Raw genomic sequence first — 18,524 nt, forward strand, 5'->3', positions numbered from 1 at the left:
GTGACTTCCCCCTCTCCCCATGGGAGAGGGCTGGGGTGAGGGCATCAGGCCGCACAATACTGAAGGGAAAACCATGCACACCACCCACAGCACATTTTCTCTCGCCGGCCACACCCTCCACCGCATCACTTTCGACCCCGCCACCTTTACCGACGCCGATCTCCTCTGGCTCCCCCACCACGCCCAGCTCGCTGACGCCGGACGCAAACGCAAGGCCGACCACCTGGCAGGCCGCATCGCCGCCGCGCACGCCTTACCTGACCACACCATGCCCGCCATCGGCCCCAGCGGGGAACCGCTCTGGCCGCAAGGTATTTCCGGCAGCATCACCCACAGCGGCACGCAGGCGATAGCCGTCGTCACGCAATACCCGGCGCTTATCGGCATCGATTGTGAAACGATCCTCTTCGAAAACGAAGCCAGGGAAATCAAAGACGGCATTATTGATACGCAGGAAGAACCTGTGCTTTCCCGCCAGGGGTACCCGTTCGCCCTCGCCCTGACGCTGGTCTTCAGCGCCAAAGAGAGCCTGTTTAAGGCCCTCTTTCCGCAGGTACAGGCCTGGATGGGTTTTGACTGCGCCCGCGTTACCAAGCTCGACGACAAGACGCTCACGCTGGCGTTGACCCGTCAACTGGCAGGCTTTGAAGAAGGCACCGCCTTCCGCCTGCACTGGCAGCAGCACGGCGAACAGGTCATCACCCTGCTGTCACACGCTCCTGGCGACGAGCCTTCACGCTGGTCACCACAAACGTCACGATAAACACCATCGCGAACAGGACCACAATGGTCGGCGCAGGCGCGCTGTCGAGATAAAACGAGGCATAAACGCCGCTTACCGACACCAGCGCTGAAACGGCGACCGCCACCAGCAGCGCCATGTGAAAGCGTCGGGTAATCAGCACCGCCACGGCGCCGGGCGCAATCAGCAGGGAAATCGACAGAATGATCCCCACCGCTTTCAGCGTCGCAACGATGGTCAGCGAAACCATGCACAGTAAGCCGTAGTGCAGCCAGCGGGTGCGCAAGCCACTCGCCTGCGCCTGCTGATAGTCAAAGCAGAACAGCAGAAAATCGCGCCACTTCAGGCCAATCACCAGCGCAATCAGCCCCGCGACGAGACCGCTTTGCAGAATGTCCATCCCGTTAATACCCAGCATATCGCCGAACAGAATGTGGTCGAGATGCACCTCAGGTTTGACGGCGATATAGAGGATCAGCCCGGCGCCGAACATGCCGGAAAAGACGATCCCCATGACCGTATCCTGTTTGATGCGACTGTTATCCTTCAGATATCCGGTGGCGACCGCGCAGAAAAGACCGGCCACGAACGCGCCCAGCGCCAGCGGCAGGCCCATCATCCAGGCCAGCACGACGCCGGGAAACACCGCGTGGCTCATGGCGTCGCCCATCAGCGCCCAGCCTTTCAGCACCAGAAAAACCGACAGCAGCGCGCAGGGCACGGCCACCATGAGTGAAATCAGCAGCGCGTTGTTCATAAACGCAAACTGGAACGGTTCGAGAAGCAGCGTCAACATGGGTGTGCCTCCCGCGCCCGACGGCGGCTGGCAAGCAGCCCGTGCTTCGGCGCAAAGACGAACGCCATCAGGAACAGCAGCGTCTGGGCGACCACGATAATGCCGCCGGTGGCGCCGTCCAGGTAATAGCTGGCCCACGCGCCGAGGAAGCTGGTGATGCTGCCAATGGCGACCGCAATCATCAGCAGGCGCGGGAAGCGGTCGGTCAGCAGCCACGCGGTCGCGCCGGGCGTGACCACCAGACAGATCACCAGAAATGCGCCGACGGTTTGCAGCGCCGCCACGGTAGAGACCGCCAGCAGCGTGAAGAAGAGAATTTTCAGGCGTTCAGGACGCAGGCCGATGGCGCGGGCGTGGTTCTCATCAAAAAAGGTCACCATCAGATCTTTCCATTTGAACAGCAGGATAACTATCGACACCACGCCGATAATCGCCAGCTGGACGATATCTTCCGGGGCGATAGCCAGAATATTGCCGAGGACGATGGTCTGAATGTTCACCGAGGTCGGGTTGAGCGAGACCATAAACAGCCCCAGCCCGAAAAACGAGGAGAAGATCAGCCCTATAATGGCGTCCTCCTTCAGGCGGCTGCGCTGGTTGAGAAACAGCATGCTGCCCGCCGCCAGTCCGCCCGATAAAAACGCCCCCAGCGAGAACGGCAGCCCGAGCATGTAGGCCCCCGCTACGCCCGGCACGATGGAGTGCGACAGCGCATCGCCGATCAGCGACCAGCCTTTGAGCATCAGATAGCAGGAGAGAAACGCGCATAGCCCGCCCACCATCGCCGAGACCCACATCGCGTTGAGCATGTACTCGTAGCCGAAGGGTTCGAGAAGCACGTTCATTTGGCCTCCTGACGGTGCGTGACGAAGGGGCGTTCGTCGTCGGTAATAATGCGATCTTCCGAGCCGCTGAGCACCACGTGGCGCAGCACGCCGCTAAAGGCGCGCTCGAGATTCTCGGCGGTAAAGGTGGTTTCCGTCGGGCCGCTCGCCAGCACGGTGCCTTTGACCATCACCGTGTAATCGCAGAATTCCGTGACCGAGCCCAGGTTATGGGTCGAGGCCAGCATCGTTTTACCCTCGTCGCGCAGCTCCCGCAGCAGGCTGATGATCCTGGCTTCGGTTTTGACGTCCACGCCGGTAAACGGCTCGTCGAGAAGGATCACCTCGCCCTGCTGGGCAATCGCACGGGCCAGAAACACGCGCTTCTTCTGCCCGCCGGACAGCTCGCCAATCTGCCGATGGCGCAGCTCGAGCATATCTACACGCTTCAGGGCGTCGGTGACGATCTGCTTATCGCATTCTTTGGGACGACGCAGAAACCCCATATGCCCGTAGCGGCCCATCATCACCACGTCCTCGACGAGCACCGGAAACGACCAGTCGACCTCTTCCGACTGCGGCACGTAGGCGACCAGGTTCTGACGCAGCGCCCGGTGAGGCGGCAGCCCCAGAATAGAGATAGTGCCGCTCGCCGCCCGCACAAACCCCATCACCGCCTTAAACAGCGTGGACTTGCCGGAACCGTTCACCCCCACCAGGGCGGCAATCGATCCGCCCGGCACGCTGAACGATGCGTCGCGCAGCGCCGTGTGGCCGTTGCGGTAGGTCACGGTCACGTCGGTTACAACAATCCCCTTCTGCATGGTTACTCCTTCATCCCGTCGTGGATGCCCTGCACCAGCGTGCGGGTGGTGACGTTCAGCAGATCGATATAGGTCGGCACCGGGCCGTTTTCCGCGCTCAGAGAGTCGACGTACAGCACGCCGCCGTAGTGGGTGTCGGTTTCCCGCGCCACCTGACGGGCGGGCTTATCAGAGACCGTACTTTCGCTAAACACCGCCGGAATGTGATGTTTTTTCACCATGTCGATAACCTTGCGCACCTGCTGCGGCGTGCCCTGCTGATCGGCGTTGATCGGCCACAGGTAAAGCTCCTTCAGGCCCAAATCCCGCGCCAGATAGGAGAACGCCCCTTCGCTGGTTACCATCCAGCGTTTGTCTTCAGGTATCTCCGCGACCTGCTTGCGCAGCGGTTCGAGAGTGGCGGTGATCTTCTGCTTGTAGGCTTCCGCATTGCGCTGATAGGTCTGTGCGTTGGCCGGATCGTACTTCACCAGCGCGTCGCGGATGTTATCGACGTAAATCAGGGCGTTATCCGGCGACATCCACGCGTGCGGATTGGGCTTGCCGTTATAGGGCCCTTCGCTGATGCCCATCGGGGTGATGCCTTTGGTGACAATCACCTCCGGCACGCCGTTCAGATGCTGATAAAAGCGCTGGAACCACAGCTCCAGATTCATGCCGTTCGCCAGGATCAGCTGTGCCTTCTGCGCGCGTTTGATATCGCCCGGGGTGGGCTGGTATTCGTGAATTTCCGCGCCCGGTTTGGTGATGGAGGTGACCTCAGCGGCATCCCCCGCCACGTTTTTCGCCATATCAGCGATAACGGTAAAAGTGGTGATGACCTGGAACTTTTCAGCCGCCAGCGCGCCGGTAGTGGTCGCGGTCATGAGCAGCGCGCCGAGCAACAGACGCTTCAATCCTTGCCGTGGATGCATCGCAGAAGTCTCCTGAGGTGATTAAATTCAAAGCAAAATTAGCCTGTGCTATAAGGTATAGCACAGGCTATGTTTAAATGAAAATAATTATCATTAAAGTTGTATCAATGAAGGGCGTGCCTGATGACGCTTCGCTTATCAGGCCTACGGTAAAGCAGATTTGTAGGCCGGGTAAGCGCAGCGCCACCCGGCAAGAGGGCTGCCTACTGCCCGGCAAGGGCCTTATAAAATGCAGGATTCTCCCGAATCACGTTAAGTACCTTCGCCGCCATCCCGGTTGGGTTGCGACGTTTGGACTCCCAGCTTTTTATCGTGTCAACGCTCGTGCCAAGCGCCTTCGCCATTTCGCATTGGGTAATATTGAGCTGTTCTCTGATTGCGCGAACATCTGCAACTTCATAGCGGGTTACTCTGGAAGCTGTTTTCTTTCCGCTGTGGATCTCAACGGCTTCTTCAAGCGAAGATTTTAATTCATCAAATATACTCATTGTCTGCCTCCTCCGGCCTGAATAGGGTACATAGTACACCTACCATTTACGGCACAGGAAGCACTATTTTTCAGAACAGAAGTTAGTTTTTTAAGTTCAGCTTTCTCTGTCTCAGTCAGGCTGTCCCTAGTGCTTTTTAGATAGGCCATGATGAAATAGATCACCTCCTCCGTGGCCAAAAAGTAAATCACTCTGGCACCGCCTCTCTTTCCCTTTGAACCTGCCGCCATCCTTATTTTACGTAACCCACCCGTCTGTTGTATCAGGTCGCCTTTATCAGGCCAGGCAATGAGTTCCTTTTGCAGATCCTTTAATTCATCATCCGTAGCAATGCTTTTAATCTGCCGGGTAAAGAGTGATGTTTCGATAAACTCTATCGCGTGACTCATCCATAATTCCTTCCCTAATCGCAGCAAAAAGCCTGAATACATCAGGATCAGGCTCTTGCTACATTGTTACTCTTCCTTGAGTAATATTGCGCCAAAATACTGTATTTATATACAGGTCGGCAAAATTTTAAGAATCCATTTATACATCCGGGAACATCACGCTATTCCCCGGCGCTTCCCTGTGCAGATGGATAAAGTTCAGGTGCCGTTCATACTGGTCCAGAATGTCCGTGATCACCTGCTCCTTGCTGTAATCCATCAGATCATTCCCCTGGCTGCCTTCCAGCAGGAAGGTTTCCAGCCGGTAGTAGGTCGACTTCCCGCTGCGCGCCCGGTAGGTAAAGCCGGGAACCGAATACTGCTGTGGCCAGATCTGATAGACAAAGTTCTGCTCGTCGCCCATGTGCACCAGCAGATCCAGGTGCCCCAGATTTTCGCCCTCTTCCGGGGGCAGGTTTTTCAGCTCCACGTAGGCGCCACGCAGCTTCAGCTCCTGGGCCACCTCTTCCATCGCCGGGAAACAGACCGTCTCCATCATCTGGCTGGTGTAGCGCGTGCCGGGGTAGTTCATCAGACGCGAGAGACGTTTTTTCCAGCTCAGCCTGTCCTGCGCGCCCAGCGGACGCGGGGCGGTGTCGCGGCTGGCGCTGACGCGGCGGTAGTCTTCCACCTTAAGCGATTTATACAGCCCGGCCATCACGAAGAAGATCACGAAGCTGAACGGCAGGCCCATGATCACCGTGGTGTTCTGCAACGCCGAGATACCGTTGGTCATCAGCATGCCGAGCGTCAGCAGGCCGATGGCGACGGACCAGAAGATGCGCAGCCAGTTCGGCGCGTCGCTGTTAATGTCCTTGAGCTTCGAGGTGAAGTTCCCCAGCACCAGCGCGCCGGAGTCCGCCGAGGTGACGTAGAACAGCAGGCCGGTAATGGTCGCTACGGACGCGCTAAAGGTAAACGCCGGATACTGCGCCAGCAGGCTGTAGAAGCCGCGCTCCGGGTGCGCCATCGCTTCCTGGGCAAAAGTCGCATTGCCGTGGATGATCTCGTGCAGCGCGCTGTTGCCGAAAATCGACAGCCACAGCAGGGTAAAGGTGAAAGGGATGATCAGCGTGCCCATCACGAACTGACGGATGGTGCGCCCACGCGAAATGCGCGCGAGGAACAGGCCGACAAACGGCGACCACGCCACCCACCACGCCCAGAAGAAGAGCGTCCAGTTGTTCATCCACTCTGTCGGACGGTCAAAGGCGAAGCTGTTCAGCGTCATGCCCATAAAGCGGTTCACGTAATCACCCACGTTCAGCACTAAGGCATTGAGCAGGAACGAGGTGTCGCCCATAAACAGCACGAACAGGATCAGCCCCAGCGCCAGCGCGACGTTCAGTTCGGAGAGCACGCGAATCCCTTTATCCACGCCGGAGGTCACCGAGATGGTGGCGATAATCACCGACAGCGCAATCAGCGCCGCCTTCGCCGCCATCGAATCCGGGATGTCAAACAGCACGCTCAGCCCGTAGTTAAGCTGCACCACGCCAATTCCGAGCGTTGTCGCGATACCAAAGATGGTGCCGATCACCGCCGCGATGTCTACCGTGTGCCCAATAGGGCCGTTGATCTTTTTGCCGAAAATCGGGTACAGCGCGGAGCGGATGGTGAGGGGCAAATTATAACGATAGCTAAAGTATCCGAGCGCCATGCCCATCAGGGCGTACATCGACCAGCCCGTCAGGCCGTAGTGGAACAGCGTCCAGACCATCGCCTGGCGCGCAGCCTCCATCGTCTGCCCTGCCCCTTCCGGCGGCTGCATATACTGCGTGACCGGTTCCGCCACGGAGAAGAACATCAGGTCGATGCCGATGCCCGCGGCAAACAGCATCGCGGCCCAGCTCAGCAGGCTGAATTCGGGCTTGGACTGCTCAGGCCCGAGCTTCACCGAACCGAAGCGCGAGCAGGCAATGCAGACCACGAAGACAATATAGAGCGTCGCCGCCAGCAGATAGTACCAGCCGAAGGTCTTCGACACCCAGTTCAGGGTGCGCCCAATCCACTCGGCAGAAAAATCACGAAAGAAAATGGTCGTCAGGGAAAACAACAAAATCAGCCCGGCGGACGTATAAAAAACGACCGGGTTGATTTTGTCTTTTTCTCTGTCCTGTGAAAGGTCTGTCATCCAGTATCCCCACTGTTTTTGTAACTATTGAAATCCAAATCCGCAACAATTAAGACACATTTTATATTGAACGTCCAATCAAAAACCGCTTTAATGGTTAACCAACGCTGATGAATGGAGTGGCAAAAATGCCCAAAGTGGGGATGCAGCCGATCCGGCGCAGGCAGCTAATCGATGCCACGCTGGAAGCAATTAATGAAGTGGGAATGCATGACGCAACCATCGCGCAAATCGCCCGTCGGGCGGGCGTATCCACGGGGATCATCAGCCACTATTTCAAAGATAAAAACGGTCTGCTGGAAGCGACCATGCGTGACATCACCGGTCAGCTGCGCGACGCGGTATTAAGCCGTTTACGCGCCCTGCCGGACGGCAGCGCAGAGCAGCGATTGCAGGCGATTGTCGGCGGCAATTTTGATGAAACCCAGATCAGCGGCGCGGCGATGAAGGCCTGGCTGGCCTTCTGGGCCAGCAGCATGCATCAGCCGATGCTCTACCGTTTGCAGCAGGTCAGCAGCCGCCGATTGCTCTCTAACCTGGTGTACGAGTTCCGCCGCGAGCTGCCGCGTGAACAAGCTGAAGAGGCGGGCTACGGGCTCGCCGCACTGATTGACGGGCTATGGCTGCGCGCTGCGCTCAGCGGCAAACCGCTGGATAAAACCCTGGCCCAGTCGCTCACCAGCCACTTTATCAGCCAGCATTTACCGACCGATTAACCGAGGAGAATTTATGTCCCGAATGGCAGAACAGCAGCTTTATATCAATGGTGGTTACACATCGGCCACCAGCGGTCGCACCTTCGAGACCATCAACCCGGCGAACGGTGAAGTTCTGGCAACCGTGCAGGCCGCCGGGCGCGAAGACGTGGACCGCGCCGTGGAAAGCGCACAGCGCGGGCAGAAGATCTGGGCGGCGATGACCGCTATGGAGCGCTCGCGCATTTTGCGCCGCGCCGTCGATATCCTGCGCGAGCGCAACGACGAGCTGGCAACGCTGGAAACCCTCGACACCGGTAAAGCGTATTCTGAAACCTCGACCGTCGACATCGTTACCGGCGCGGACGTGCTGGAGTACTACGCGGGGCTGATCCCGGCGCTGGAAGGCAGCCAGATCCCGCTGCGCGACACCTCGTTCGTCTACACCCGCCGCGAGCCGCTGGGCGTGGTGGCGGGCATCGGCGCGTGGAACTACCCGATCCAGATCGCCCTGTGGAAATCGGCCCCGGCGCTGGCGGCGGGCAACGCGATGATCTTCAAGCCGAGCGAAGTGACGCCGCTTACCGCCCTGAAACTGGCGGAGATCTACACCGAAGCAGGCGTGCCGGACGGCGTGTTTAACGTCCTGCCGGGCGTGGGCGCAGAGACCGGCCAGTTCCTGACCGAGCATCCGGGCATCGCCAAAGTCTCCTTCACCGGTGGCGTGGCCAGCGGCAAAAAGGTGATGGCGAACTCGGCGGCCTCGTCCCTGAAAGAGGTGACGATGGAGCTGGGCGGTAAATCTCCGCTGATAGTGTTTGACGACGCGGATCTGGATCTCGCGGCAGATATCGCCATGATGGCGAACTTCTTCAGCTCCGGTCAGGTGTGCACCAACGGCACCCGCGTGTTCGTGCCCGCGAAGGTCAAAGCCGCGTTTGAGCAAAAAATCGTTGAGCGCGTGGGCCGCATCCGCGCGGGCGACCTGTTCGATGAAAACACCAACTTTGGCCCGATGGTCAGCTTCCCGCACCGCGACAGCGTGCTGCGCTACATCGCCAAAGGCAAAGAGGAAGGCGCGCGCGTGCTGTGCGGCGGCGACGTGCTGAAGGGTGACGGCTTTGACAACGGCGCGTGGGTGGCCCCGACCGTGTTCACCGACTGCACCGACGAAATGACCATCGTGCGCGAAGAGATCTTCGGCCCGGTGATGTCCATTCTCACCTATGACACTGACGAAGAGGCCATTCGCCGCGCCAATGATACCGACTACGGTCTGGCGGCGGGCATCGTCACCGCCGATCTGAACCGCGCCCACGGCGCTATTCATCAGCTCGAAGCGGGCATCTGCTGGATCAACACCTGGGGTGAATCCGCCGCAGAGATGCCGGTTGGCGGCTACAAACACTCCGGCATTGGCCGTGAGAACGGCGTCATGACGCTTCAGAGTTACACCCAGGTGAAGTCCATCCAGGTTGAGATGGGTAAATTCCAGTCCATATTTTAACCGGGAGGTTTATTTGCAATTTGACTACATCATTATCGGAGCCGGCTCTGCCGGCAACGTACTGGCAACACGACTGACTGAAGATCCGAACACCACCGTCCTGCTGCTTGAGGCGGGCGGGCCGGACTACCGCTTTGACTTCCGCACCCAGATGCCTGCCGCGCTGGCCTTCCCGTTGCAGGGCAAGCGCTACAACTGGGCGTATGAAACCGAGCCTGAGCCTTTCATGAACAATCGCCGCATGGAATGCGGACGGGGTAAAGGGCTGGGCGGCTCGTCGCTGATCAACGGCATGTGCTACGTGCGCGGTAACGCGATGGATCTGGACAACTGGGCGAAACAATCGGGTCTGGAGCACTGGAGCTACCTCAACTGCCTGCCCTACTACCGCAAGGCAGAGACCCGCGACGTGGGGCCGAACGACTACCACGGCGGCGACGGTCCGGTGAGCGTCACCACCTCTAAGCCGGGCGTGAACCCGCTGTTTGAAGCGATGGTAGAGGCGGGCGTGCAGGCGGGCTACCCGCGCACCGACGACCTTAACGGCTATCAGCAGGAAGGCTTTGGCCCGATGGACCGTACGGTCACGCCGCAGGGCCGACGCGCCAGCACCGCGCGCGGCTATCTGGACCAGGCCAAACCGCGCCCGAATCTGACCATCCGCACCCACGCCATGACCGATCACATTATCTTTGACGGCAAGCGCGCGGTGGGCGTCGAGTGGCTGGAAGGCGAAAGCACCATTCCGTCAAAAGCGACGGCGAAGAAAGAGGTGCTGCTGTGCGCGGGCGCCATCGCGTCTCCGCAGATCCTCCAGCGCTCCGGCGTGGGCAACGCTGAACTGCTGAAGCAGTTTGATATCCCGCTGGTACATGATTTACCCGGGGTGGGTGAAAACTTGCAGGATCACCTGGAGATGTACCTTCAGTATGAATGTAAGGAGCCGGTCTCACTCTACCCTGCCCTGCAATGGTGGAACCAGCCGAAGATTGGCGCGGAGTGGCTGTTTGGCGGCACAGGCGTGGGCGCGAGCAACCACTTCGAAGCGGGCGGGTTTATCCGCAGCCGCGAGGAGTTCGAGTGGCCAAACATTCAGTATCACTTCCTGCCGGTGGCGATTAACTACAACGGCTCGAACGCGGTGAAAGAACATGGCTTCCAGTGCCACGTTGGCTCCATGCGCTCGCCGAGCCGCGGCCACGTGCGCATCAAGTCGCGCGATCCGCACCAGCATCCGGCGATCCTGTTCAACTACATGTCCCACGAGCAGGACTGGCAGGAGTTCCGCGACGCAATCCGCATCACCCGCGAGATCATGCACCAGCCTGCGCTGGACAAGTATCGCGGTCGTGAAATCAGCCCGGGCGTCGAATGCCAGACCGACGAACAGCTGGACGAGTTCGTGCGCAACCACGCTGAAACCGCCTTCCACCCGTGCGGCACCTGCAAAATGGGCTACGACGAAATGGCGGTGGTTGACGGCGAAGGCCGGGTTCACGGGCTGGAAGGGTTACGCGTAGTGGATGCGTCGATTATGCCGCAGATTATCACCGGCAACCTGAACGCCACCACCATCATGATTGGCGAAAAGATTGCCGACGCCATTCGCGGGCGCGAGCCGCTGGCGAAAAGCACGGCGGCGTATTATGTGGCGGATGGGGCGCCGGTTCGTCGCTGAGTGCGAACTTCTCCCCTCACCCCGGCCCTCTCCCTCTGGGAGAGGGTTAGGGTGAGGGGAAATTATTGCCGAAATGCTTCAAGCCGCTTAACCTGCCGTCCTTCCCCGTCAAAATTCTCCGCCGCCAGCCAGGCGCGCAGCTCTGCATCGCGCTGCGGCCATTCGCCGTCAATAATCGAAAGCATATCGCTGTCGCGGTTGCGTCCTTTACGCACCAGCTTCTGGCGCAGGCGCCCTTCCCAGACAAACCCCAGCCGCTCCGCCGCGTTGCGTGAGGCGATGTTCATCGAATCGCACTTCCACTCCAGCCGGCGATATTGATGCTCAAAGGCATTTTTCAGCAGCAGCCACACCGCTTCGGTACCCACGCGGGTGCCCTTCATTCTGCGCGACCAGGTGACGTGGCCGATCTCAACCGAGCCCTGAAAGCGTTCTATCGCCATATAGCTGACCAGCCCTACCGCCTTTTCGGTGCGCAGATCGATAACGGCAAAGGGCACCAGGTCGTCATCCAGCACCTTTCCCAGCACCCAGTGCGCAGTGGCCTCAACGCTCACAGGCTGGGTGCTGGCAAGCCACGTCCAGTCGCTGTCGTCACCCAGCGCATAGGCTTCAAACAAATCAGCCGAATGGCGGTCGGCATCCAGCGGCTCCAGGCGGCAATACCGCCCGGTGAGCAGGGTACGGGTTAACGCGCGGGCGCATTTCCAGTCCGGGACAATATCATTTACGGTTTGACCATGTTGATTGATTTCGGGCACGGCGGTGACTCCCTGAAAGGTAAGGAGTTTGTTATAGCAGGTTAAAAAGCGAACGAAAAGAGAGGTGACTCATAACCAGACCGAATGCGTTATTCCCGGAGGGCATAAGCAAAGCAGAATTTCGACTTTGAGGAAATCCTCAGCCAGCCTACCGTAACGGTGCATAAAACAATCACAATATATTTTCTTCAGGGATCGCTATGAATAAAAAACTGCTGCCGTTACTGGTGCTGGCTGCGCTCTCAAGCGCTGCTCACGCCGCTCCCCCCCCCAACACGCTGGTTGTCGCCCAGGGTCTGGATGATATCGTGAGCCTTGACCCGGCCGAAGCCAACGAACTTTCCAGCATCCAGACCGTACCGAGTTTGTATCAGCGTCTGGTACAGCCGGACCGCGATAACCCGGAAAAAATCACCCCGGTTCTGGCCGAAAGCTGGGAAGCGGACGCGGCAGCAAAAACCCTGACCATCAAACTTAAGCCCGATGCAAAATTTGCCTCCGGCAACCCGCTGCGCCCGGAAGATGTGATCTTCTCATATACCCGCGCCGTGACGCTGAACAAATCCCCGGCGTTTATCCTCAACGTACTGGGCTGGGACGCCAGCAACATCGCCAGCCAGCTGAAGAAAGTGGACGACCATACCCTCACGCTTCGCTGGACGGCGGACGTCAGCCCGTCGGTAGCGCTGAATATACTCTCCACGCCGATTGCCTCCATCGTCGATGAAAAGCAGGTTGCGGCGAACGTGAAGGATAACGACTTCGGCAACGCGTGGTTAAAAATGCACTCTGCGGGCAGCGGCGCGTTCAAAATGCGCGTTTACCAGCCGCATCAGGCCATCGTGCTGGAAGCCAACGAATCCGCACCCGGCGGCGCGCCGAAGCTTAAAAGCATCATCATTAAAAACGTCCCCGATCCCGCTTCCCGCCGCCTGCTGATCCAGCAGGGTGATGCGGACGTGGCGCGCGATCTGGGTGCAGACCAGATAATCGCCCTCAGCGGCAAGCCGGGCGTGAAGGTGCTTAGCATCCCTTCTGCCGAGCAAAACTATCTGGTGTTTAACACCGGCAACAGCGCTAACCCGCTGCTGAATAATCCAGCGTTCTGGGAAGCCTCGCGCTGGCTGGTGGATTATGAAGGCATCACCAAGGACCTGCTGAAAGGCCAGTATTTTGTTCATCAGAGCTTCCTGCCGGTCGGCCTGCCGGGCGCGCTGGAGGACAATCCGTTCACGTTTGACCCGGCAAAAGCAAAAGCGATCCTCGCCAGGGCGGGCATCAAAGACGCGCATTTCACGCTGGACGTAGAGAATAAACCGCCGTTCATCACCATCGCGCAATCCATGCAGGCGAGCTTCGCTCAGGGCGGCGTGAAGGTGGATCTGCTGCCCGCGGCGGGTAGCCAGGTGTACGCCCGCGTGCGTGCGAAACAGCATCAGGCGGCCATACGTCTGTGGATCCCGGACTACTTCGATGCACACTCCAACGCCAGCGCCTTCGCATGGAATGACGGGAAATCCAGCACCGTGGCCGGGCTTAACGGCTGGAAAATTCCGGAGCTGAACAACGCTACGCTGGCGGCGGTTGCCGAGCCGGATCCGGCAAAACGTCTGGATCTGTATAAGAAGATGCAGGAACAGTTACAGCATAACTCGCCGTATGTGTTCGTTGACCAGGGCAAAACCCAGATCGTGGTGCGCGATAACGTGAAGGGGTATCAGCAGGGGCTGAACGCGGATATGGTCTGGTACGATCGCGTTACGAAGTAGCTTTTCCCCCTCTCCCTCTCCCGTGGGAGAGGGTTGGGGTGAGGGCAACATCGCGCAACAGAGCCGCCTGTTTCCCCTCACCCCTGCCCTCTCCCACAGGGAGAGGGGGTCGTTCGTGCATATTTTCAGGATAACGATTTTCCCATGCCACATCTTTCCACCCGCGTGCTTCAGGGTCTGCTGACTCTCCTGCTCACGCTGTTCGGGCTACTGCTGGTCACGTTTGCGCTCTCTGCCTTTTCCCCGGTCGATCGCGTATTGCAGATCGTCGGCGATCACGCCAGCCAGTCCACTTACGATCAGGTTCGCCACCAGCTTGGGCTGGATCGGCCCCTGCCGGTGCAGTTCTGGCACTACCTGCAAAACCTCGCTCACGGGGATTTAGGCACCGCCAGCGCTACCGGTCAGCCGGTATTGCAGGACCTGCTGCACGCCTTTCCCGCCACGCTGGAACTGGCAACGCTGGCGCTAATTATCGGCACGGTACTCGGCGTGATTGCGGGTGTACTGTGCGCCCGCTACGTCGGTTCGCCACTGGACTTAGCGATCAGAACGCTCACCCTGCTCGGCAATTCGGTGCCAATATTCTGGCTCGGCCTGCTGATGCTGGCTCTGTTCTACGCGAAACTACAGTGGAGCGCTGGCCCCGGCAGGCTGGACGACATCTGGCAATTCACCGTCGAGCCACGAACCGGATTTGCGCTGGTTGATACCTGGCTTTCCGGCGACCGTGAGGCGTTCCGCAACGCCATCAGCCACCTGGTGCTGCCGGTGCTGCTGCTGGCCTACTACTCGCTGGCAAGTATCACCCGACTGACGCGCTCCGCCTGTCTGAGCGAGATGAACAAAGAGTACATATTGCTCGCCCGCGCCAAGGGCGCTGGAGAGATGACCATCCTGCTGCGTCACGTGCTGCCGAACATTCGCAGTACCCTATTGACGGTGATTGCGCTGGCCTACACCAGCATGCTGGAGGGCGCGGTATTAACCGAAACCGTCTTCTCGTGGCCGGGCATCGGGCGCTACCTCACCACGGCCCTGTTCGCCGGTGACACCACCGCCGTGATGGGCGGCACGCTGCTGATTGGCGTCTGCTTTGTTCTGATCAATAACCTTACCGACCTGCTTGTGCGGGCGACCGATCCCAGGGTGCGCTAATGCCGTTTTATCTCTTCTTACGCCGCCTGCGCCGCTCCCCTGCCGCGTTTTGCGGGCTGATCGCCATCGCGCTGCTGGTGCTTATTGCCCTGTTAGCACCGTGGCTTGCGCCGCATGACCCCAACTGGCAGGACGCCGCCGCGCGTCTGCAACCGCCCAACGCGCAGCACTGGCTGGGTACCGATAGCTATGGGCGGGATCTGCTCTCCCGATTAATCTACGGCACCCGTCCGGCACTGGGGCTGGTGGCCTTAGTCACCGTTATTACCCTCCCCGCCGGTCTGCTGGTGGGGATTTTGTCAGGCTACTACGGCGGCTGGATGGAGCGCATCCTGATGCGCTTTACCGACGTGGTGATGTCGATGCCGCGCCTGATCCTCGCCTTCGCGTTTGTCGCGATGCTCGGCCCCGGTCTGGTGAACGGCGCGCTGGCGCTGGCCTTAACGACCTGGCCTGCCTATGCGCGCCAGGCGCGCAGTGAAATCCAGCGTCTGCGCCACAGCGATTATCTGGCCGCCGCGGAGATGATGGGCATTCGCGGCCCGCGCCTGCTGGTCGGCCATATTCTGCCCCTGTGCCTGCCCTCCGCGATTGTACGGCTGGCGCTGGATCTGGCAGGGATTATTCTGGCGGCCGCCGGGCTGGGCTTCCTCGGCCTTGGCGCGCGTCCGCCGATGGCCGAATGGGGCGCGATGATCGCCGACGGCATGCAGGTCATTTTCGACCAGTGGTGGATTGCCGCCATTCCGGGCGGGGCGATTCTGTTTGCCAGCCTGGCCTTTAACCTGCTGGGCGATGGCCTGCGCGACGTACTGGAGCCACAGCATGACTGAACACCGCGTCATCGTCGATGCGCTGAATATCGACTACCCCGCCGCGCGCGTGGTCAACAACCTGAGCTTTACGTTAGGCAACGAGCGGCTGGCGCTGGTGGGAGAATCCGGCTCCGGCAAGTCCATGTCTGCCCGCGCCCTGCTGGGGCTTGTGCGCAAGCCCGGCATCGTGAGCGCTAAGCGCCTTAACGTGCTCGGCAACGACCTGCTGACCCTGAACAGCCGACGCTGGCAGGCGCTGCGCGGCAACGGCATTGCGATGGTCCTGCAGGACCCGCGCTACGCCCTGAACCCGGTGAAAAACGTCGCCGCCCAGCTTGATGAAGCGCTAACGCTTCATCAGCGCCTGCCCCGCGCCGAGCGCCTGGCGCGCATTCACGACGTCATCCGCGCAGTCGGGCTGAACGAGCACGTGCTGGCGCGCTACCCCGGCGAGCTTTCGGGCGGCATGGGCCAGCGGGTGATGATTGCGATTGCGCTCATCAACAACCCGCAGGTGCTGATCGCCGACGAACCCACCTCCGCGCTGGACGCCCGCCTGCGCAACCAGATCCTTGAGCTGCTGGTGGAGCAGTGCGAGGCTCGGCAGATGGCGATGCTGTTAATCAGCCACGACCTGCCGCTGGTGGCGGAACACTGCGACCGCGTGCTGGTAATGTATCAGGGTGAGAAAGTTGACGAGATGGCGGCGAACCGGCTGCCGCAGGCGACGCACCTGTATACGCGCACCCTGTGGACCTGCCGGCCCAATGCGGAAACCTTTGGCCAGGTGCTGCCGACGCTGGACCGCTCGCAGCCGTGGAAGGAGGTGAACAATGGCCCTCGTTGAGGTAAACCAGCTCCAGGTGAGCTTCGGTGAAAAAACGGCGGTGTCCGCCGCCAGCTTTGCCATTGAGCAAGGCGAAACTTTCAGCCTGATCGGTGAATCCGGCTGCGGAAAATCGACTATTCTGCGCGTGCTGGCGGGATTGCAGCGCGAGTGGAACGGCCGCATTTCGATCCTGGGAGACGCGCTACGGCCAGGACGGCGTTTTGAAGGCGCGCTTCGCCGTAACGTGCAGATGGTGTTCCAGGATCCGTGGGCGTCTTTGCACCCGAACCACACCATTGCCCGCACCCTGTCGGAGCCGTTAAACATCCACGGCGAAACCCAGGTTGCCGAAAAGGTGGCGGATGCGCTGCAACAGGTGGGTCTGGCTGCCGACGCGGCCAGGCGTTACCCGCATCAGCTTTCCGGCGGACAGCGTCAGCGCGTGGCCATCGCCCGCGCGCTGCTGCTGCGCCCGCAGCTTCTGCTGCTGGATGAACCGACCTCGGCGCTGGATATGTCGGTACAGGCGGAGATCCTGAACCTGCTCAACCGCCTGAAGGCGCAGCACGGCATGACCTACCTGCTGGTGAGCCACGATGCGGACGTGATTGCTCATATGTCCGACCGGGCGGCATTTATGGCGCATGGGGAGATCCAGCGGGTATTTGACCGTGAAGCCATGTTGCGGGGGGAGCACAGGATGGGGTAAACCGTGCGGCGGCGAGTGCCGCACGCATTTCGTAGGCCGGGTAAGGCGTAGCCGCCACCCGGCAAAACGTCACTTCAGCAGCTTCACCGTGGCATCAATGTCGATCTCATCTTCAGTGAAGATCATCGTCGTGTTCTGGAAGGTGGTGATCGCCAGCTTCTTCACCGTGCGCATTTCGCCCGGCTTTTTCTCGGTTTTTGGTTTGATGCTGTTCATCAGCAGCCCCACCGACAGCACCGCATTCTCTTTGTCGATTTTGGTCTCAACGGGCTCTTCCTCGCTGAACACCACGAAGGATTTAATTGAGGTGAGCTTCACTCGCTCGCCCGCAATATAGAGATGCTTACTCTCCGGGATCACCTTCACCGCATACGCGGAAAGGCCTTTGCTGTTGGTGGTTGGCTCGAAGGTCACCGCCGCATCTTTTTTAATCAGATCAGGGTTGGCGACCTTAATCACATGAAAATAGCGGTTGTCGCCGTTTTCATCTTTGATAAATCCAAAGCCTTTATCTTTAAACCACGTTGTGATTGTACCGTTCATCGCTGTTACCGCCTGTCAGATCCTAAGACTAAAGTTTTGCAGCGCGCAGTGTAATGCACAATGGCTGACGAGACAAAAAAAAGCCCCTGCACGGGAGCAGGGGAAAGTTCATGTCAGAGCTTTTTAGTATTGTGTATTTAGTTGAACACCATCCCACCATCAATCAGCAGCGACTGACCGGTCATGTAGTCGGAATCCGGCCCGGCGAGGTAAGAGACGCAGGCGGCCACGTCTTCCGGCTCGGACAAACGGCCAAGCGTGATGCGTTTGGCAAAGGTTTCCGTCCCGTAGCCAAGCGGTTTACCCGCCGCCTCGGAGACCTGACGGTCGATTTCCGCCCACATCGGCGTTTTGACGATCCCCGGGCAGTAGGCGTTAACGGTGATCCCCAGCGGCGCGAGATCCCGCGCGGCGGTCTGGGTTAAGCCGCGCACCGCGAACTTGCTGGAGCTGTAGACCGCCAGCTCCGGGTTACCGGTGTGGCCCGCCTGGGAGCAGGCGTTGATGATCTTGCCGCCGTGCCCCTCTTTACGAAACGCGTCAATTGCGGCCTGAATGCCCCAGATCACCCCTTTCACGTTGATGTTGTAGACCTTGTCGACAATTTCCGGCGTGATGGATTCGATGGGCGTGGACGGCGCCACCCCGGCGTTATTGACGATGACGTTAAAACCGCCCAGCGCGGTGCGGGCTTTTTCCACCGCCGCGAACACCTGCTCGCGGTCAGAGACGTCCACCTTCACGGCGACGGCCTTCCCGCCGTTACGGGTGATCTCATCCGCGACCGCTTTCGCCGTCTCTTCGTTGTAATCCGCAATAGCAACGGCAAAACCATCCTTCACCAGGCGAAGCGCGATCGCTTTGCCAATCCCCTGGCCGGAGCCGGTTACGAGAGCCACTTTTTGCATTT

Annotated in this window: 18 protein-coding genes and 1 pseudogene; 9 read left to right on the forward strand and 10 right to left on the reverse strand. The window is 59.6% G+C overall.

Annotation, left to right across the window (positions count from 1 at the left end; translation table 11 throughout):
- Positions 1-73 precede the first annotated feature (73 nt).
- Positions 74-763: an enterobactin synthase subunit EntD gene (entD, locus tag ACOTYH_RS04545; protein ID WP_039271382.1), complete on the forward strand. Its 690-nt coding sequence runs from the start codon at positions 74-76 to the stop codon at positions 761-763.
- On the opposite strand, the gene ACOTYH_RS04550 is transcribed toward entD, so the two are convergent.
- The 7 genes and pseudogenes from ACOTYH_RS04550 to betT form a co-directional block, all read right to left on the reverse strand.
- Positions 699-1,538, reverse strand: a complete 840-nt coding sequence (locus ACOTYH_RS04550) for a metal ABC transporter permease (RefSeq protein ID WP_023303259.1) — start codon at positions 1,536-1,538, stop codon at positions 699-701. The two genes, entD and ACOTYH_RS04550, sit on opposite strands and share 65 nt — an antisense overlap.
- A complete protein-coding gene (gene sitC, locus ACOTYH_RS04555) occupies positions 1,532-2,383 on the reverse strand; it encodes an iron/manganese ABC transporter permease subunit SitC (RefSeq protein ID WP_023296090.1) in 852 nt (283 codons plus the stop codon). Before sitC ends, ACOTYH_RS04550 begins: the two co-directional genes overlap by 7 nt.
- Positions 2,380-3,186 (reverse strand): iron/manganese ABC transporter ATP-binding protein SitB, encoded by an 807-nt coding sequence (gene sitB / locus ACOTYH_RS04560; protein WP_421637581.1) that lies wholly within the window; start codon positions 3,184-3,186, stop codon positions 2,380-2,382. The genes sitC and sitB overlap by 4 nt, the downstream gene beginning before the upstream one ends.
- A gap of 2 nt (positions 3,187-3,188) precedes the next feature.
- Positions 3,189-4,100: a metal ABC transporter substrate-binding protein gene (locus tag ACOTYH_RS04565; protein WP_062938168.1), complete on the reverse strand. Its 912-nt coding sequence runs from the start codon at positions 4,098-4,100 to the stop codon at positions 3,189-3,191.
- Between the two features lie 203 nt (positions 4,101-4,303).
- Positions 4,304-4,588: a NadS family protein gene (gene nadS / locus ACOTYH_RS04570; RefSeq protein ID WP_421637582.1), complete on the reverse strand. Its 285-nt coding sequence runs from the start codon at positions 4,586-4,588 to the stop codon at positions 4,304-4,306.
- Positions 4,589-4,653: 65 nt separating this feature from the next.
- Positions 4,654-4,977: pseudogene (locus ACOTYH_RS04575) on the reverse strand (type II toxin-antitoxin system RelE/ParE family toxin); the annotation flags it as partial.
- Positions 4,978-5,116: 139 nt separating this feature from the next.
- The gene (gene betT, locus ACOTYH_RS04580; protein ID WP_023303253.1) at positions 5,117-7,150 is read right to left on the reverse strand and encodes a choline BCCT transporter BetT; all 2,034 of its coding nucleotides are present in this window, start codon (positions 7,148-7,150) and stop codon (positions 5,117-5,119) included.
- A gap of 128 nt (positions 7,151-7,278) precedes the next feature.
- Between betT and betI the strand changes: the two genes are divergently transcribed.
- The 3 genes from betI to betA are packed head-to-tail and all read left to right on the forward strand — an operon-like array spanning position 7,279 to position 11,030.
- A complete protein-coding gene (gene betI, locus ACOTYH_RS04585; RefSeq protein ID WP_017382531.1) occupies positions 7,279-7,866 on the forward strand; it encodes a transcriptional regulator BetI in 588 nt (195 codons plus the stop codon).
- 13 nt (positions 7,867-7,879) lie between these two features.
- Positions 7,880-9,352 (forward strand): betaine-aldehyde dehydrogenase, encoded by a 1,473-nt coding sequence (gene betB / locus ACOTYH_RS04590; RefSeq protein ID WP_017694352.1) that lies wholly within the window; start codon positions 7,880-7,882, stop codon positions 9,350-9,352.
- Positions 9,353-9,365: 13 nt separating this feature from the next.
- Positions 9,366-11,030 (forward strand): choline dehydrogenase, encoded by a 1,665-nt coding sequence (gene betA, locus ACOTYH_RS04595; RefSeq protein WP_023296081.1) that lies wholly within the window; start codon positions 9,366-9,368, stop codon positions 11,028-11,030.
- A gap of 62 nt (positions 11,031-11,092) precedes the next feature.
- Here betA and ACOTYH_RS04600 read toward each other — a convergent pair whose 3' ends face one another.
- Positions 11,093-11,791, reverse strand: a complete 699-nt coding sequence (locus tag ACOTYH_RS04600; protein WP_045142671.1) for a GNAT family N-acetyltransferase — start codon at positions 11,789-11,791, stop codon at positions 11,093-11,095.
- Between the two features lie 200 nt (positions 11,792-11,991).
- Between ACOTYH_RS04600 and ACOTYH_RS04605 the strand changes: the two genes are divergently transcribed.
- The 5 genes from ACOTYH_RS04605 to ACOTYH_RS04625 all read left to right on the forward strand — a co-directional run bounded on the left by ACOTYH_RS04605 (position 11,992) and on the right by ACOTYH_RS04625 (position 17,071).
- On the forward strand, positions 11,992-13,560 hold the full coding sequence (locus ACOTYH_RS04605) for an ABC transporter substrate-binding protein (protein ID WP_058689227.1): 1,569 nt from the start codon (positions 11,992-11,994) through the stop codon (positions 13,558-13,560).
- A gap of 144 nt (positions 13,561-13,704) precedes the next feature.
- Entirely contained in the window at positions 13,705-14,718 is a 1,014-nt protein-coding gene (locus tag ACOTYH_RS04610; RefSeq protein ID WP_045349878.1) for an ABC transporter permease, read from the forward strand.
- A complete protein-coding gene (locus tag ACOTYH_RS04615) occupies positions 14,718-15,551 on the forward strand; it encodes an ABC transporter permease (RefSeq protein WP_023296077.1) in 834 nt (277 codons plus the stop codon). Before ACOTYH_RS04610 ends, ACOTYH_RS04615 begins: the two co-directional genes overlap by 1 nt.
- Positions 15,544-16,380, forward strand: a complete 837-nt coding sequence (locus ACOTYH_RS04620; RefSeq protein WP_086626428.1) for an ABC transporter ATP-binding protein — start codon at positions 15,544-15,546, stop codon at positions 16,378-16,380. The genes ACOTYH_RS04615 and ACOTYH_RS04620 overlap by 8 nt, the downstream gene beginning before the upstream one ends.
- Complete coding sequence (locus ACOTYH_RS04625) at positions 16,367-17,071, forward strand: ABC transporter ATP-binding protein (protein ID WP_058689229.1); 705 nt, start codon at positions 16,367-16,369, stop codon at positions 17,069-17,071. The genes ACOTYH_RS04620 and ACOTYH_RS04625 overlap by 14 nt, the downstream gene beginning before the upstream one ends.
- 69 nt (positions 17,072-17,140) lie before the next feature.
- Here ACOTYH_RS04625 and ACOTYH_RS04630 read toward each other — a convergent pair whose 3' ends face one another.
- Positions 17,141-17,614 carry a cold-shock protein gene (locus ACOTYH_RS04630; RefSeq protein WP_017382537.1) on the reverse strand — a complete coding sequence of 158 codons (474 nt, stop codon included), beginning with the start codon at positions 17,612-17,614 and terminating at the stop codon, positions 17,141-17,143.
- Positions 17,615-17,751: 137 nt separating this feature from the next.
- On the reverse strand, positions 17,752-18,522 hold the full coding sequence (locus ACOTYH_RS04635; RefSeq protein ID WP_003858846.1) for a (S)-acetoin forming diacetyl reductase: 771 nt from the start codon (positions 18,520-18,522) through the stop codon (positions 17,752-17,754).
- Positions 18,523-18,524 lie beyond the last annotated feature (2 nt).

The sequence above is a fragment of the Enterobacter cloacae complex sp. SHL001 genome, assembly GCF_049236825.1.
GTDB lineage: Bacteria > Pseudomonadota > Gammaproteobacteria > Enterobacterales > Enterobacteriaceae > Enterobacter > Enterobacter hormaechei_C.